Source organism: uncultured Polaribacter sp. (assembly GCF_947501385.1).
Classification (GTDB): domain Bacteria; phylum Bacteroidota; class Bacteroidia; order Flavobacteriales; family Flavobacteriaceae; genus Polaribacter.
Map to the genome: position 1 here is coordinate 1 of NZ_CANMVP010000035.1, position 17,177 is coordinate 17,177.

At 34.2% G+C, this 17,177-nt stretch carries 11 protein-coding genes; 3 read left to right on the forward strand and 8 right to left on the reverse strand.

Annotated features, from left to right (window positions below):
- Positions 1 to 496: 496 nt before the first annotated feature.
- The 7 genes from Q0998_RS17420 to Q0998_RS17450 form a co-directional block, all read right to left on the reverse strand.
- Positions 497 to 1,480: a DNA topoisomerase IB gene (locus Q0998_RS17420; RefSeq protein ID WP_299672178.1), complete on the reverse strand. Its 984-nt coding sequence runs from the start codon at positions 1,478 to 1,480 to the stop codon at positions 497 to 499.
- 478 nt (positions 1,481 to 1,958) lie between these two features.
- Positions 1,959 to 3,422, reverse strand: coding sequence for a glutamate synthase subunit beta (locus Q0998_RS17425; protein WP_299672180.1), 1,464 nt, complete (start codon positions 3,420 to 3,422; stop codon positions 1,959 to 1,961).
- Positions 3,423 to 3,521: 99 nt separating this feature from the next.
- Positions 3,522 to 8,033: a glutamate synthase large subunit gene (gene gltB / locus Q0998_RS17430; protein ID WP_299672182.1), complete on the reverse strand. Its 4,512-nt coding sequence runs from the start codon at positions 8,031 to 8,033 to the stop codon at positions 3,522 to 3,524.
- 215 nt (positions 8,034 to 8,248) lie between these two features.
- The gene (gene amt / locus Q0998_RS17435; RefSeq protein WP_299672184.1) at positions 8,249 to 9,487 is read right to left on the reverse strand and encodes an ammonium transporter; all 1,239 of its coding nucleotides are present in this window, start codon (positions 9,485 to 9,487) and stop codon (positions 8,249 to 8,251) included.
- A 19-nt stretch (positions 9,488 to 9,506) separates the two neighbouring features.
- The gene (locus tag Q0998_RS17440) at positions 9,507 to 9,845 is read right to left on the reverse strand and encodes a P-II family nitrogen regulator (protein WP_299672186.1); all 339 of its coding nucleotides are present in this window, start codon (positions 9,843 to 9,845) and stop codon (positions 9,507 to 9,509) included.
- A 123-nt stretch (positions 9,846 to 9,968) separates the two neighbouring features.
- A complete protein-coding gene (locus tag Q0998_RS17445) occupies positions 9,969 to 11,261 on the reverse strand; it encodes an ammonium transporter (RefSeq protein WP_299672188.1) in 1,293 nt (430 codons plus the stop codon).
- Positions 11,262 to 11,291: 30 nt separating this feature from the next.
- On the reverse strand, positions 11,292 to 12,284 hold the full coding sequence (locus Q0998_RS17450) for an outer membrane beta-barrel protein (RefSeq protein ID WP_299672190.1): 993 nt from the start codon (positions 12,282 to 12,284) through the stop codon (positions 11,292 to 11,294).
- 272 nt (positions 12,285 to 12,556) lie between these two features.
- Between Q0998_RS17450 and Q0998_RS17455 the strand changes: the two genes are divergently transcribed.
- Entirely contained in the window at positions 12,557 to 13,339 is a 783-nt protein-coding gene (locus Q0998_RS17455; RefSeq protein WP_299672192.1) for a tRNA pseudouridine(38-40) synthase TruA, read from the forward strand.
- A 108-nt stretch (positions 13,340 to 13,447) separates the two neighbouring features.
- Here Q0998_RS17455 and Q0998_RS17460 read toward each other — a convergent pair whose 3' ends face one another.
- The gene (locus tag Q0998_RS17460; RefSeq protein WP_299672194.1) at positions 13,448 to 14,590 is read right to left on the reverse strand and encodes an acyl-CoA dehydrogenase; all 1,143 of its coding nucleotides are present in this window, start codon (positions 14,588 to 14,590) and stop codon (positions 13,448 to 13,450) included.
- A gap of 93 nt (positions 14,591 to 14,683) precedes the next feature.
- Between Q0998_RS17460 and Q0998_RS17465 the strand changes: the two genes are divergently transcribed.
- Together Q0998_RS17465 and Q0998_RS17470 are read left to right on the forward strand one after the other, a co-directional pair.
- Positions 14,684 to 15,742 carry an anhydro-N-acetylmuramic acid kinase gene (locus Q0998_RS17465; protein ID WP_299672196.1) on the forward strand — a complete coding sequence of 353 codons (1,059 nt, stop codon included), beginning with the start codon at positions 14,684 to 14,686 and terminating at the stop codon, positions 15,740 to 15,742.
- A gap of 189 nt (positions 15,743 to 15,931) precedes the next feature.
- Positions 15,932 to 17,164, forward strand: coding sequence for a Glu/Leu/Phe/Val dehydrogenase dimerization domain-containing protein (locus Q0998_RS17470; RefSeq protein WP_299672198.1), 1,233 nt, complete (start codon positions 15,932 to 15,934; stop codon positions 17,162 to 17,164).
- Positions 17,165 to 17,177 lie beyond the last annotated feature (13 nt).

Sequence of the window (17,177 nt, forward strand, 5' to 3'; positions counted from 1 at the left end):
CGCAGTCGAGAGGTTTTAATGAGGTCTCGACTGCGCTCGACCAGACATATATTAATAATTTGTAAAACAGTAACTTACAAGCTACGTCAATGGTAATATTACCAAAATCAAAATGCATTTTGATTGAAGGTAGCTTGCGAAGCTATGGAGCGGAACAGCGGAATCTCAAATCACTCCCGAAGCCTCGGGAACAAGGTCGAGATGACAGAAAGTTAGATATTAGAAGTTAAAAGTATGTATGTATAAGAGCAGATAAAGAAAACTAAAATCACCTTGTCATTTCGAATATTACCAAAATCAAAATGTATTTTGATGGAAGGTAGCAAGTGAAGCTATCGAGAACTGTTAAATAATTAAAAATCAATTAGAATCTTTCCTATAAAAAAACGCATCTTTATTTAAATGATGAGCTTGTTTTATACAATCCTTTTCTAGTTACAATGCCTTAGACTGTCTTAGTATTTCGCTAGTTTATGAAAATGGATTTTATAATTTACTAATCTAATTTCTTTTTTAACATACACAAAACGCCTAATTCTTCACGAGATAAATTTTCATTCTTTTTTAGCAACCTGTTTATTTCATTTTGAAAATAGTTTATGGTTTTACCGTGTGTATATTCATCAATAACTCTAGGATCTATATAAGAGCTTCTTGCCACAGAAGGTGTGTTTCCTAAGTGTTCACTAACTTTAACTACGGCATTACGAATATTCTTGTCTAACGCTTTTTGATCTTTTTTATCTATAGCGCCAATTTCATCTAAAGCCATGGCAGCAATCACAGTTCCTGACCAGGTTCTAAAGTCTTTTGCAGAGAACTCTTCGCCCATTACTTCTTTGATATATTCATTTAAATGTTCGCTTTTAACATCGTGTTTTACACCCTCTTCATCAATGAATTTAAAAATTTCATAACCCGGTAATTCATCAATTTGTTTTACTGTTTTGGCTAATTTTTCATCAATAATATGCCGTTCTTGTTCTTTTCCAGATTTCCCAATATAATTAAATAGTAGTTCTTCACCATCAATCGTTAAGTGTTTGCTGCGCATTGTGGTAAGTCCGTACGTTTCATTATTTTTTGAATAGTAATCACTTCCAGGTCTAAAATACGCCGCTTCTAGTAAACGAACCATACAGGCTAAAACTTTTTCTCTACTTAGTTTTTGCTTGCGAAGATGTTGCCCAGTAACCCGCCTCATGTGTTCTAATTGATCTGCAAAATCAAGAATTCTATCAAATTTCTCCTGATCGCGTTTTTCTCTAAATTTAGGATTGTAGATGTATTGTTTTCTGTCTTTATCATCACGCCCAGTTACTAAAACTTTGGCACTCTTTTTGGAACTAATTTCAACATCTGTCCAAGCTGGCGGAATTACCAAAGATTTAAACCAATCTCTAAGATTTGAGTCTTTAATGGTTTGCTTTTTTTTATCAAGATATGTAAAACCCTTACCGTGTTTCTTTCTATAATACATTATTACCTGTTTAGGGAAACGAAATTAAAAAAAAATTGCACTCTAAATGCGAATATTATTAACTCAAATGATAAATCTTTAGCTGGAACTCTTAGTTTGCATTGTGGTTGTATATGTAACTGAACTTCAATCTTCCAACTTTAAAACCTGAAACCTAGACTTCGACAAGCTCAGCCTGACATTTGTTACTTTTAATTGTTTTTTGTAGGTTTTCTATACTCTATACTCTATACTCTATACTCTATACTCTATACTCTAAACTCAAACTTCAAATTCTAAACCGTCTCACTTCCAATGATGAGATTCCTCGTCGGCTAGGCGCCTCTGTCGGATTTGTACAACCTCAAAATAGTCACGATGGAAGCGTCTTAGAGAAGAGTGGTTTTTGTGTGAGATTCTTTCAGAATAAAAAAATGCATAAAAAAAAGCCATTTATAAATGATGTACAAATAGCTTTTAGATGCTTTAAAATTTATATTTACATGGCTACCAAATCTCCAGTAATATCTTTTGAAGGTAATTCAGATTTTCCCATTAAGAACAAATCTACCTGTCTTGCGGCTTCTCTACCTTCTGAAATGGCCCACACAATCAAAGATTGCCCACGACGCATATCACCAGCAGTAAAAATATTTGGAATATTCGTCTGGTATTTTCCATATGCAGCTTTGTAATTAGATCTGGCATCTCTATGTATTCCTAATTTGTCTGCTAATGTACTTTCTGGACCTGTAAAACCAAGCGCCAATAATGCCAAGTCACAAGGCCAAGTTTTTTCTGTTCCAGAGATTTCTATCAATTCAGGTCTTTGGCCAGGAATCATTTTCCATTCTACATTCACGGTTTTTAACGCAATTAATTTTCCTTTTTTATCTTTTACAAATTCTTTTGTATTGATCAACCAATTACGTTCGACACCTTCTTTGTGAGAAGAGGAAGTTTTTAATTGCAAAGGCCAAAAAGGCCAAGGAGTTGTCGGTGAGCGATGACCAGGAGGTTTTGGCATGATCTCAAAATTTACCACAGATTTTGCTCCGTGCCTGTTTGAAGTACCAATACAATCAGATCCTGTATCTCCACCACCAATAACAATCACATTTTTATCTGTCGCCATTATCTGGTTTTCAACTTTTTGACCAAAGAGTACTTTTGTTTGTTGTGTTAAGAAATCCATCGCTTGTACAACACCCTCAGCGTCAATACCTGGAGTTGGCAAACTTCGTCTTTCAGTGGCTCCTCCGCATAAAACAACAGCATCAAAACCTTTTAAATCTTTCACCTTATAATTAACCCCTACATTTATGTTTGTTTTAAATATAATTCCTTCGGCTTTTAGAATAGCCATTCTTCTGTCAATAATTCCTTTTTCCATTTTAAAATTGGGAATTCCATAACGTAATAATCCGCCAATTTCATCATCTCTTTCAAAAACGGTCACTTTATGACCTGCTCTATTTAATTGCTGGGCAGCAGCTAAGCCCGCAGGACCCGAACCAATTACAGCAATTGTTTTTTCTGTTCTTATTTTTGGGGGTTGTGGTTTTATCCAGCCTTCTTTAAAAGCTCTTTCAACAATATTTTTTTCGATATTTTCAATAGAAACTGGGTCTTCAATAATACCTAATACGCACGATTGCTCACAAGGAGCCGGACATAAGCGACCCGTAAATTCTGGAAAATTGTTTGTTGAATGTAAAATCCAAGACGCTTTTTGCCATTCTCCTTGATGCACCATGTGATTGAAATCTGGAATCAAATTTCCTAATGGACAGCCACTATGACAAAAAGGAATCCCACAATCCATACAACGTGAACCTTGTTTTTGTAATTCCTTTTCAGACAATGGAATTGTAAATTCTTTATAATTTTTTACACGATCTTTTACAGAAGTGTAGGTTTCATCTTGTCTTTCAAATTCTTTAAATCCTGTTACTTTTCCCATTTGTAATGTGTAATTGTGTAATCGTTGAATTGTGTAATTGTTTTAGTTTAATTCCAAAATTTGGTTTTAAACTAATAATCATAAACTATCAACCAAATACTATGCTATAGTTAGTTCTTCGAACATTGGTTCTTCTGTTTCTAAGCGTTCTAAAGCTCTTTTATATTCCGTTGGCATTACTTTTACAAAGTTTTTTAAGCTCGCATCCCAATCGGCCAATAAAGTAGCACCTTTTTTACTATCTGTATATAAGACATGTTTTTTGATTGTTGCTTTTAAATCTGCAGCGTCTTCTTCTAAAATAGCTTCAAATTCGATGGTTTCTGTATTACATAAACCATTTACAAATGTATTTTCTGGATCGTAGACATAGGCAATTCCACCGCTCATTCCTGCAGCAAAATTTCGACCTGTTTTACCAATCACAATTATTTTTCCACCTGTCATGTATTCACAACAATGATCTCCAACTCCTTCTACAACTGAGATGGCACCAGAATTTCTAACGGCAAATCTTTCACCAGCAATTCCATTAATATATGCTTGACCGTCTACTGCACCGAACAAACAAACATTTCCAACAATGATATTGTCTTCTGCTATAAAATCTGCTTTCGCTGGTTTTTTGATGATTAATTTAGCGCCAGACAATCCTTTTCCTAAATAATCATTTGTATTTCCATCTAAAATAAATGTCAATCCAAACGCTCCAAAAGCACCAAAACTCTGTCCTGCAGAACCTGTGAAATTGATATTTAAAGTATCTTCTGGTAGGCCTAAATGCCCATATATTTTTGAAATCTCGTTACTAACAATAGCACCTACAGTTCTATTGGTGTTTTTTATAGGATAGGCAAGATTCATTTTCTCTTTTCGATACAAAGCTCTGTGTGAATCTTTTAATATTGTAAAATCTAAAACATCGTCTAAATTATGATCTTGTTCTTCTGTATTTCTCACAATAAGTTTGCTGTATGAATTTGGTCTGTGTAAAATACTTGACAAATCTAAACCTTTCGCCTTATAGTGTTTGATGGCTTTGTTTGCATTAATTTTATGTGTTTGCCCTACCATTTCTGCCAAAGTTCTAAAACCAAGTTGTGCCATAATTTGTCTTAATTCTTCAGCAATATAAAAGAAGAAATTTATAACATGTTCTGGTGTTCCTTTAAAGTTTTTACGCAATTCTTTGTCTTGTGTCGCAATACCTACTGGACAGGTATTTAAGTGACATTTTCGCATCATAATACAACCAGAAGCGACTAAAGGAGCAGTGGCAAAACCGAATTCTTCTGCACCTAATAAGGCTGCAATGGCAACATCTCTTCCTGTTTTTAATTGTCCATCACATTCTATAACAATTCTACTCCTTAAGTTATTCATGACCAAAGTCTGTTGTGCTTCAGACAAACCAAGTTCCCAAGGTAAACCTGCATGTTTTAGAGATGTTAGCGGAGAAGCTCCTGTACCACCATCATAACCAGAAATTAGAACCACATCTGCTTTTGCTTTGGCAACCCCGGCAGCAATGGTACCTACACCCACTTCAGAAACTAATTTTACATTAATTCTTGCTTCACGATTTGCATTTTTTAAATCGAAAATGAGTTGTGCCAAATCTTCAATTGAATAAATATCATGATGCGGAGGAGGAGAAATTAAACCCACAAAAGGTGTGGAGTTTCTAGCGGCAGCAATCCAAGGTAAAACCTTATAACCCGGTAATTGACCGCCTTCACCAGGTTTGGCTCCTTGCGCCATTTTTATTTGTATTTCTCTTGCATTTGTTAAATAATGAGACGTTACCCCAAATCTACCAGAGGCAACTTGCTTGATGGCAGAGTTTCTACTATCTCCGTTGATATCTTTTTGAAAACGTTTTCGATCTTCACCACCTTCACCAGAGTTAGATTTACCACCTATTCTGTTCATTGCAATGGCTAAATTTTCATGCGCTTCTCTAGAAATAGAGCCGTAAGACATGGCACCCGTTTTAAAACGTTTTACAATCTCTGTCCAAGGTTCTACTTCTTCCAAAGGAATGGGATCTAAATTGTCAAACTGAAACAAACCACGAATGGTCATTAAACTTTCTGCTTGTTCATTGATGGCTTTGGCATAGACATCATAACTGGCTTGATCACTTAATCGAACAGCTTGTTGTAATTTAGATACTGTAGTAGGATTGAATAAATGACGTTCGCCATTTCTTCTCCATCTATAATCTCCACCTATATTTAAGCCTAAATTTTTATCGATTTGATTGTCTGGGTATGCTTGTTTGTAACGCTGGTCAATCTCTTTTTCAATTTCATACAAACCAATACCTTCTATTCTGGAAGCGGTATATGGAAAGTATTTTTCTACGAATTGAGAATTAAAACCTACAATTTCAAAAATTTGAGAACCTCTGTAAGAATGCAACGTAGAAATTCCAATTTTATTCATCACTTTTAAGATTCCTTTTCCAATGGCTGTATTGAAATTGTCTACCGCTTTTTGTTCGTCCATATCAGTAATGAAGCCTTCTTTTACTTGCATTCTGATAATTTCATTTACCATATAAGGGTTGATGGCACTGGCGCCATATCCAAATAATGTTGCAAAATGATGTGGTTCACGTGGTTCTGCAGATTCAATAATAATATCGAAATAAGAACGTTTTCTTAAACGATTCAATTGATGATTTACAAAAGAACAAGCCAATAGGGCAGGAATCGGAGCAAATTCTTGATTTACACCTCTATCTGAAAGAATAATGATGTTGTTCTTATTTTCAAGAGCTTTTTCTATCTGAATAATTATTTTTTCTAAAGCATCTTCAAGACCATTTAGTCCTTGTGCTTTTGGATATAATATCTGAATGGTTTCCGCTTTAAAACTTTCAATATTGATACTTCTAATTTTTTCTAAATCGGCATTAGAAATAACAGGATTTTGAATTCCTAATTTTCTACACTGCCTTTCTGTAATACTGAAAATATTTCTATCTTTTCCTAAATTTAAACTAATATCTGTAACAATATTCTCTCGAATACCATCTAAAGGCGGATTGGTAACTTGCGCAAATAATTGTTTAAAATAGTTAGAAATTAACTGTGGTCTGTCTGATAAAACAGCTAGTGGAGTGTCAATTCCCATCGATCCCAACGCTTCTTTACCAACTTGTGCCATTGGTGTAATTACTTCTTGAATGTCTTCAAAAGTATAATTGAACAAACGCTGACGTGTTTTAATATCAATCGTTTCTATGGCACAGGTCTCGTTTGTATAAGGAACATCTTTTAAATGTAAACGGGTTTTGTCTAACCATTCTTGGTAGGGTCTTTCTAAAACAATTTTACTTTTAATTTCTTCGTCTTCTATAATTCGCCCTTCATTCATGTCTACCAAGAACATCTTTCCTGGTTCTAATCTACCGTGTTTTTGTATATCTTCTGGTGCAATATCTACCACACCAATTTCTGAAGACATGATTAATTTACCGCTTTTAGTAATGGTATATCTTGAAGGTCTTAATCCGTTTCTATCTAACAATGCACCAATATAATCTCCATCTGTAAAAGGTACAGAGGCAGGGCCATCCCAAGGCTCCATAATACAGGCATTGTATTCATAAAAAGCCTTACGTTCTTTAGACATGGTTGCATGTTTTTCCCAAGCTTCAGGAATCATCATCATCATAATTTCTGGCAAAGAACGCCCTGTGTGGGTTAATAATTCTACGACCATATCCATGGAAGCAGAATCTGATTTCCCTGGTAATATAATTGGAAATAATTTTTCTATTTGCGGACCAAAAACATCACTTTTCATAATTTCTTCACGCACCCGCATTCTACTCACATTGCCACGTAAAGTATTGATTTCTCCATTTTGACACATGTATCGAAAGGGTTGCGCAAGTTCCCAAGTTGGCATTGTATTGGTAGAAAAACGTTGATGTACCAATGCCAAACGGGTTACTAAATCTATTTCTTGAAGGTCTTTATAATAAGGACCAATATCTTCGGGCATGATAATACCTTTATAAATAATAGTGGTTATAGAGGCGCTAGAAACATAAAAATAGTTGCTTTCAGAAATTTTAGAATTTCTAATTTCGTGTTCTGTAATTTTACGGGCTGCATATAATTTTGCTTTAAAAGTAGCTTCGTCTAATGCTTCATTTTTACCGATAAAAAATTGTTCAATAGTTGGTTCTGAAGCCAAAGCAATCGCGCCCAATTGAAGGGAATCTACGGGGACTTTTCTCCATCCTAAAATAGAAAGTCCTTGTGCTTTTACTTCATTTTCAAATGTTTTTTTACAAAAATCATACTGGTTGGATACTTTGGGTAAAAAGACCATTGCTACTGCATATTCTCTTTGCTCAGGGATTGGAAAATTACAAACTCTTTTAAAATATGCATGCGGAATATCGATTAACAAACCCGCACCATCTCCAGTCTTTCCGTCAGAACTTACGCCACCTCTATGTTCAAGTTTTACTAAGATTTCTAATGCATCATGTATAATTTGATTTGTCTTGTCGCCATTCAAATTACAGATAAATCCAGCTCCGCAATTTTCATGTTCAAATTCAGGTAAGTATAAGCCTTGTTTTTCCATTTTGTATTCCATTATGTTTGCTAATTTATATTTTTTATTGAGAAAAGTTTAGGGTTTTGAGGGTTTTAATAAAACTTTTACGATGAAAATAAAAAAATGATATAAATAATTCAATAACAATAATTAAACCTTGATATATTATCAAATTCATAAAAAACAGAAAAACCCGTAAATTTTTAAAATTTACAGGTATAGAAAGTGATTTTTTTTATTTGTTAATGTTCGTTTAGACGGAAATCTGGATACGCATCCATACCGTGTTCATGAGCATCTAGTCCTTCTAATTCTTCTTTTTCGCTAACTCTTATTCCTATAGTTTTCTTTAAAGTAAAAATGATAAGAAATGAGGTTGCAATACAAAATATAGCATAAGATGCAACACCAATTAATTGACTTAAAAATTGACCTCCACTTGCAAGGTTTCCAAAAATACCAACGGCTAAAGTTCCCCAAATTCCACAAATTAAGTGCACAGCAATTGCACCTACAGGATCGTCTAGTTTTAGTTTATCAATTAAACTAACAGCAAAAACAATTAGCACACCAGCAATACCTCCAATTAAAACAGCGTCCATTGGAGACATTTGATCTGCACCCGCAGTAATACCAACTAAACCGCCTAAAATTCCATTCAAAAACATTGTTAAATCTAAGTTTTTAAACATCATTGTAGAAACGAATGCAGCAGTAACACCACCTGCAGCAGCAGCTAGGCAAGTAGTAACTAAAGTTAGAGAGGTTAAACCTGGGTCTGCAGATAAAACAGAACCGCCATTAAAACCAAACCAACCTAACCAAAGAATTAAAACTCCAGCTGTAGCTATCGGAATGTTATGTCCAGGAATAGCTTGAATTTTCCCATTTTTAAATTTCCCTATTCTAGAACCTAATAAACAAACAGCTACTAAAGCTGCCCAACCACCCACAGAATGCACTAGTGTAGAACCAGCAAAATCATAGAAAGGAGTTTCTAATTTTTGTAAAAATCCGCCACCCCATTTCCAAGAACCTGCAATTGGGTACACGAAACCAACGTATAAGATTGTAAAAATCATAAACGGACCAATTTTCATTCTTTCAGCAACTGCTCCTGAAACTATGGTTGCAGCTGTTGCAGCAAACATTCCTTGAAAGAGGAAATCTGTCCAATAGGTGTACCCTTCATTATAAGATAAATCTAAAACTCCATCTTTTAAAGGTGCAGAAATACCGAAGATAAAATCTCCTAAATAACCCGTAGAATTTGCGCCCCAAGTTGGGTACATTAAATTAAAACCGATTAACGCATATAACAGCAAACCAACTGTTATAATAAAGATGTTTTTAAATAAAATATTGATTGTGTTTTTTTGCCTTGTCAAACCAATTTCTAAAAATGCAAAACCAAGATGCATAAAGAAAACTAGCGCTGTACAGATCATCATCCATACGTTATTTGTTATTTGTGACTCCATAATATATTTTAATCGTTGATTAGTTGATTGTTTTGCCTCCTTTTTCTCCTGTTCTAATTCTATAGGCTTCTTTAATGTCGCTTACAAAAATTTTCCCATCACCAACTTCACCAGTACTTCCAGACTCAAGAATTGTTTTGATAGTAATGTCTTCAAAATCGTCATTTACAACTATAGAAATATATCTTCTTTGAATATCGCTGGTACTATAACTGATGCCTCTGTACACATGGCCTTCTTTCTCGTTTCCTAGCCCCGTAACATCCCAGTAAGAAAAAAAGTTTACACCAATTTCATGCAGAGCTTCTTTTACAGCTCTATATTTTGATTTTCTGATAATTGCTTCTATTTTTTTCATGGTAAAAATTATTTGAATTTGTTAGTATTAAAATTTCTCGAAAAATAAGAAAATAGTATTTCTCAAAAAAATCACACAACTTTACAGTTGTGTGATTTAAGTATGAACTATGGATACATAAGATTATTTATCGTCTTCAAATTCTCTAACTCTTTTTCCTGGGTAGGCAATAGAACCGTGTTCAGAAATATCTAAACCTTCTATTTCTACTTCTTTAGATACACGCAATCCCATGGTTGCTTTTAAAATCCCTAAAACAATAAAAGATAAAGCTACAGCCCAAACAGCATAAGCTAAAACTCCAATTGCTTGCGTACCTAGTTGAGAAGCACCACCACCATTGAACAATCCAATGCCAGTATCACCATCTATACCCCAAAGACCTATTACTAAAGTTCCCCAAGCACCCGCAACACCATGTACTGAAGCTGCACCAATGGCATCATCAATTTTTAATTTCTTTTCTATAAATTCAATAGAGAATACAACAATAATACCTCCAATTAAACCTGCTAAAACAGCACCACTCGGACTCATGTTTCCACAACCCGCTGTAATACTCACCAAACCTGCTAAAACACCGTTTAAAGTTTGTCCTAAATTTGGTTTTCCGTACCAAATCCAAGTTGTAATTAAGGCTCCAAGTCCACCTGCAGCAGCCGCTAAATTTGTAATTAAAACTACATTAGAAGCAGCAGTTGCGTCAGCTCCACCCCAAGCTAATTGAGAGCCACCATTAAAACCAAACCATCCAAACCAAAGGATAAAAACTCCTAAGGTTGCTAACACTTGATTGTGTCCTGGAATCGGCAATACTTTACCATTTACATATTTCCCAATTCTTGGTCCTACCATAAATGCAGCTACCAAAGCAGCCCAACCACCTACAGAGTGTACAATTGAAGAACCTGCAAAATCAATAAAGCCCATATCTGTTAGCCAACCGCCACCTTGCCATTGCCATCCACCAGAAATAGGGTAGATAATAGCGGTCATTACAATTGAAAATATGATATAGGTTGAGTATTTTGTTCTACCCGCAATTGCTCCAGATACAATGGTTGCAGCTGTTGCAGCAAACATGGTTTGGAAAAATAAATCGGCGCCTTCACCTTGCAGTAAGCCACTCCAAAAAAACCATCCGTTAGACGTATCTCCGTACATTAAAGAGTATCCTACCAACCAAAATGTTAATGATCCTACACAGATGTCTAGTAAGTTTTTCATTGCGATGTTTACCGCATTTTTAGATCTTGTCATTCCAGATTCTACTAAAGTAAAACCTGCTTGCATTAAGAAAACTAAGATACCAGCAATTAGCATCCATAGCATTCCCATATCTCCATTGATTTGTTCAACAGCTTTTGTAATCTCTGTTGCTGGAGCGTCTTGAAAAATAGTTAAGAATAGACTCATAATTATATAATTTTAGTGATTTGATTTTTTTTAGAAAGAATATACCGCAGCTAAAGTTGCTCCCGTCATATTTTTTTCTGTTCCCATAAACCCAGGGATGATCATATCGTCAGAAGTATCATATCTTATTTCAGGAATAATTGTTAAACTTTCTGTTAATGATAAGTTTCCTGTCAATGTAAAAGCAGTTACACTTTCATCTCCTGCAGCAGCAGTTGTTTGGAAGTATTCTGGTCTTAACCCTAAAGAAAATGTATCAGAAAATGTGTTTTGTAAGTAAAGTGCAGCACCTCGGTAACCAGCATCTGCATCGCTAGAATTTGAATAGGCAGCATTAATTCCTAAAAAGAATGATGCTGATAGATCGAAACCACCAGTATAATCTAAATATAACACATCCGTAAATCCGAAACCGTCTGCACCATACGCTAAATTAAAAAATTGACCTTTATAACCTGTTTGAAAACCTAATTGATAATCGTTACTTGGGTTTGCTCCCGATACTAAACCATGAGGGTTTGTTACCGCAAACATAAAAGATAAATCTTCGGTTGCAGCATAGTCTAATTTTAAACCAGTATGTGAAAAAGGACCTGCATTAAATAAGTAAGAAACGGAATAATTAAAGTTTCCTGCTGGAGAAATTACTTCATAGCCATACCAAGTATTGAACTGTCCTAAAGTTAAGGTTACTTTATCTGAAGCGTTGTAGTAAGCATATAATTGATTGATAGCTCCTTCATAAGCATTTGCTGCATTTGCTCTTGGTCCGTATGCTAAATCTGCAACCACCCCAGCTTTTCCTTTTTCATAAGAAAAGATGGTATTTGCCATACCTAAACCAAAACCATTTGCAACGGCACTGCCACCATACAATATACCTACTGAACCAGGTGAACCACTTTTTAGATTACTTGTATGATACACGTCTACACTTCCGCTTACAGTGAAAGTTCCTTTGTTTTCTTGAGCATTTACTATTAAACTTGATACAAATAGTAATGATAGAATTAATTTTTTCATAATGAGTGTTCTTTTAGTTGTTAATTATCTGTTAATGAACTCGGGTCAAATGTATAGATTAAATTTAAACAAACAAGGGGTATGTTTTTGAAAAACGTTGTATTTTTGGTTCATGCCCTCAAAAAAAAGGGGTATAAATTGAGATAAGTATATTTTTTTGTTTTTCAAGGGTGCAAAATGTTAGGTTCGTAAAAAAGAAGTATATAATTTTGAGATATTCATAAAAATGCACTTTTTGTAAAAAAAAATGTAATTATTGTACTTTAGCACCTATGAAATATTCAATTTCTTACGTAGTTTGTTTAGAATTTTTAGGTTTTCGTTTTTCTGGATGGCAAAAACAAACAAATGCGAAGACATTGCATGACATGGTTGATAAATCGTTGTCTTTTGTTTTTGAGGATACAGACTATAAAACCTTAGGTATCGGAAGAACCGATGCGAAAGTATCTGCAAATTCGTACTATTTACAGTTATTTAGGAATTCTGAAATTGACGAAGTTTTTTTTATGAAATCTTTAAATTCTAATTTTTCTCCTGATTTTAGAGCGGTTTCAATCCAAAGAGTGGACACGGGTTTTAATATTATAAAAGCTTCTAAAATAAAAGAATACCATTATTATTTTTCTTTTGGCGCTAAAAATCATCCTTTTGCAGCTCCTTTTTTGGTGAATATTGATCAGGATTTAGATATTGAAATGATGAAAACCGCTGCAAAATTATTTGAAGGAGAACATTTTTTTCATAAATATTGTACAAAACCCTCTGAGCATACAGTTTTTAAAAGAGTAATTGATACTTGCGAAATTGTAGAGAACACGATACTTACTGCTAGTTTTTTTCCTGAGAAATCTTATATACTAAAAGTGAAAGGAAAGGGTTTTTTGCGTTATCAAATACGTTTGATGATGGCAACCTTGTTTGAAGTTGGAAAAGGAAATCTTGATTTAAATTTTATTAGAATTTCTTTACAAGAAGATAACGATCAAAAATTTTTAAGGAATATTGCGCCTGCATCTGGTTTGCAATTGTATGCTATTGAATTGAATATATGACAAAGCCCCTTCAGGTTTTTAAAGCCTGAAGGGGCTGATAAAGTTAATTTTAAACATTTTAACTCTCAAAGGGTTTCAAACCCTTTGAGGGTTCTCAAACAGATAAAATTATCCTTTGATAACGCCTCTAGAAATTACAATTTTCTGAATTTCTGAAGTTCCTTCATAAATCTGCGTAATTTTAGCATCTCGCATTAAACGCTCTACGTGGTAATCTTTTACAAAACCGTTTCCACCGTGAATTTGAACAGCTTCCACCGTTTGTTCCATAGCAACTTTAGATGCATATAACTTTGCCATTGCCGAAGACATGTCGTAATTGTTTCCTTGATCCTTATCCCAAGCAGCTTTCATAACCAACATTCTTGCCGCTTCAATCTCTGTATACATATCTGCCAATTTAAACGCAATTGCTTGATGGTTACAGATTTCTGTACCAAAAGATTTGCGTTCTTTTGAGTATTTTAAGGCCAACTCATAACCACCAGCAGCAATTCCTAAAGCTTGTGCAGCAATACCAATTCGACCACCAGAAAGTGTTTTCATAGCAAATTTAAAACCAAAGCCATCTTTACCAATTCTATTTTCTTTTGGTACTTTTACATCGTTAAATTGCAGGGTGTGTGTGTCTGACCCACGAATACCTAATTTATCTTCTTTTGGACCTACATGGAAGCCTTCTGCTCCTTTTTCGACAATAAAAGCATTGATTCCTTTATGACCTTTTTCTCTATCTGTTTGTGCAATTACTAAGTAAACATCTGCACGTCCACCACTTGTAATCCAGTTTTTTGTTCCGTTAATTATATAATGATCGCCTTTGTCTTCTGCAGTTGTAGCTTGAGAAGTTGCGTCAGAACCTGCTTCTGGCTCACTTAAACAGAATGCGCCTACAAATTCTCCCGTAGCTAGTTTTCTTAAGTATTTTTGTTTTTGTTCTTCATTTCCATAAGATTCTAGACCATAACAAACCAAAGAATTGTTTACAGAGACTATTACAGAGGCAGAAGCATCTATTTTAGACAATTCTTCCATAATTAATACGTAAGAGATAGCGTCCATTCCACTTCCTCCATATTTTGGGGCTACCATAATTCCCATAAACCCTAAATCGCCCATTTTTCTGACCAATTCATTCGAGAATTCTTGTTTATGATCTCTTTCAATAACACCAGGTAATAATTCGGTCTGCGCAAAATCTCTTGCTGCATCTCGTATCATGATGTGTTCTTCTGTTAAACTAAAGTCCATTTTCTATATTTTTTTGAAGTATTCGTAATTTTCGACTGCAAAGATATCGATTTCGTAACATATTTTCAATAGACTTTTATTATTTTTACTGATATGAATATAGCAGAAACTTTTGTTGTTGGTTTAATGTCTGGTACCTCTTTGGATGGAATCGATTTGGTCTATGTAAAGTTTGATCAAAATGAATATCAAAATTTTAAAATTCTACATTCACAAACTATTCCATATAATAAAGAGTGGAAGCAACTATTGCAAAATGCCATTCATTATTCTAGTAAAGAATTAGAAAATCTAGATGCTACTTATGGACAGTTTCTAGGAGGTGTAGTTAACAATTTTATTGCTAATTTTAAAATTGAAGTGGTTGATTTTATTGCATCTCACGGACATACCATATTGCATCAACCAGAAAAAGGGATTACTTTACAAATCGGTTCTGGTGAAGAAATTGCCAAAATCACAAAACAAAAAGTGGTTTGCGACTTTAGAACGCAAGACGTGAATTTAGGCGGTCAAGGAGCACCTTTAGTTCCCATTGGTGATAAATTGTTGTTTTCTGAATATGATTTTTGTTTGAATTTAGGAGGATTCTCTAATGTTTCCTTCGAAAAAGATGATCAGAGAATTGCTTTCGATATTTGTCCTGTAAATATTGTGTTAAATCATTATGCTCAGAAAATAGGTTTAGAATTTGATGCCTCTGGAAAAGTAGCTGCTTCAGGAGAAATTAATCCTCAACTTTTAGAAAAACTGAACGCTCTGGAGTTTTATAAAAAAGAAGCTCCGAAGTCTTTAGGATTAGAGTGGGTGCAACAAGAAATATTTCCTTTAATTGATGCATTTGAAACAATTATTCCTTCAATTTTAAGAACCTTTGTAGAACATATTGCAATTCAAATTTCAGAAATTATAAAAAATTCTAATGTGGTTTTAATTACTGGCGGAGGTACCTTTAATACTTTTTTAATGGCACGAATAAAACAGTGCTCAAATGTTAAAGTTGAACAACCTTCTGATGAGTTGATCAACTATAAGGAAGCTTTAATTTTTGCATTTTTGGGATTGTTGAAAATAAACAATCAAATAAATTGCTTACAAAGCGTCACTGGCGCTAGTGAAAACCATTCTTCGGGCGTTATTTTTATGGCCTAGGTTTTAAATTAAAAAATTTTAACAATTGTATTTTTTACATTAAGTTTGTAGCACACAGTATCTATCAATAATAACTCTCAAAATATTTTAAGAAATGAATCAACTTTAACTTCTCTAATTAATAATAATGTTGAAAATAAGTGCATTGAAAAGTCTAGAATTTAAGTTGAAAATTTACAAATAAATAAAATGAAAGAATTATTAAAGAGATACGAAAACAAGCAACCAGAAATCGTTTTTCATTGGAAAGATGCAGAAACAGAAGCAGAAGGATGGACGGTGATAAACTCTTTAAGAGGTGGTGCTGCAGGTGGCGGAACTAGAATGAGAAAAGGTCTTGACCAAAACGAGGTAATGTCTTTGGCAAAAACAATGGAAGTGAAATTTACAGTTTCTGGGCCCGCAATTGGGGGTGCAAAATCTGGAATTAATTTCGATCCAAACGACCCAAGAAAAAGAGGCGTTTTAGAGCGTTGGTACAAAGCAGTTACACCACTTTTAAAACATTATTACGGTACTGGCGGCGATTTAAACGTAGATGCAGATAAAGATGTAATTCCAATTACAGAAGATTGTGGTGTTTGGCATCCACAAGAAGGAATTTTTAACGGACATTTTAAACCAACCGAAGCAGATAAAATCAATAGAATTGGTCAATTACGTTTAGGCGTAATCAAAGTTATAGAAGACAAACAATTTTCTCCAGATTTATCGAGAAAATATACAGTTGCAGATATGTTAACTGGTTATGGTGTTGCAGAAGCTGTTAAACATTATTACAATATTTACGGAGGTAAAATTGAAGGAAAAAGAGCGATTGTTCAAGGATTTGGAAATGTGGGTGCTGCCGCAGCTTATTATCTTACGCAATTGGGCGCAAAGGTTGTGGGTATTATAGACAGACAAGGAGGCGTAATCAACGAAAAAGGATTTACAGTCAATGAGATGACGAATTTATTTTTATCAAAAGATGGAAATCAATTAGTTTCAAAAAACATGATTCCTTTTACAGAAATAAATGAGAAAATTTGGAGTGTACCCGCAGAAATTTTTGTTCCTGCTGCAGCTTCAAGATTGGTTTCTCAAGATCAAGTTCAACAAATGATAGCAACAGGTTTAGAGGTGATTTCTCCAGGAGCAAACGTTCCTTTTGCGGATAAAGAAATTTTCTTTGGACCTATTATGGAATATACAGATAATCATGTAAGTTTGCTGCCAGATTTTATCTCAAATTGTGGTATTGCCAGAGTTTTTGCCTATTTAATGGAGGCAAGAGTAACATTGCCAATGCAAGACAAAGCCATTTTTGATGATACTTCTAATGTGATTAAAAAAGCATTGCAAAGAACTTTTAATAAAAGTGCATCAAAAACAAAAATTTGCTCGACAGCATTTGAAATAGCATTAAAAGAATTAATATAAATTAAATTTAAAG

Coding starts and splice junctions, on each gene's coding strand:
- amt (WP_299672184.1), bottom strand. CDS start 9,487: ATGGAGTCACAAATAACAAATAACGTATGGATGATGATCTGTACAGCG.
- Q0998_RS17440 (WP_299672186.1), bottom strand. CDS start 9,845: ATGAAAAAAATAGAAGCAATTATCAGAAAATCAAAATATAGAGCTGTA.
- gltB (WP_299672182.1), bottom strand. CDS start 8,033: ATGGAAAAACAAGGCTTATACTTACCTGAATTTGAACATGAAAATTGC.
- Q0998_RS17445 (WP_299672188.1), bottom strand. CDS start 11,261: ATGAGTCTATTCTTAACTATTTTTCAAGACGCTCCAGCAACAGAGATT.
- Q0998_RS17470 (WP_299672198.1), top strand. CDS start 15,932: ATGAAAGAATTATTAAAGAGATACGAAAACAAGCAACCAGAAATCGTT.
- Q0998_RS17455 (WP_299672192.1), top strand. CDS start 12,557: ATGAAATATTCAATTTCTTACGTAGTTTGTTTAGAATTTTTAGGTTTT.
- Q0998_RS17465 (WP_299672196.1), top strand. CDS start 14,684: ATGAATATAGCAGAAACTTTTGTTGTTGGTTTAATGTCTGGTACCTCT.
- Q0998_RS17425 (WP_299672180.1), bottom strand. CDS start 3,422: ATGGGAAAAGTAACAGGATTTAAAGAATTTGAAAGACAAGATGAAACC.
- Q0998_RS17420 (WP_299672178.1), bottom strand. CDS start 1,480: ATGTATTATAGAAAGAAACACGGTAAGGGTTTTACATATCTTGATAAA.
- Q0998_RS17460 (WP_299672194.1), bottom strand. CDS start 14,590: ATGGACTTTAGTTTAACAGAAGAACACATCATGATACGAGATGCAGCA.
- Q0998_RS17450 (WP_299672190.1), bottom strand. CDS start 12,284: ATGAAAAAATTAATTCTATCATTACTATTTGTATCAAGTTTAATAGTA.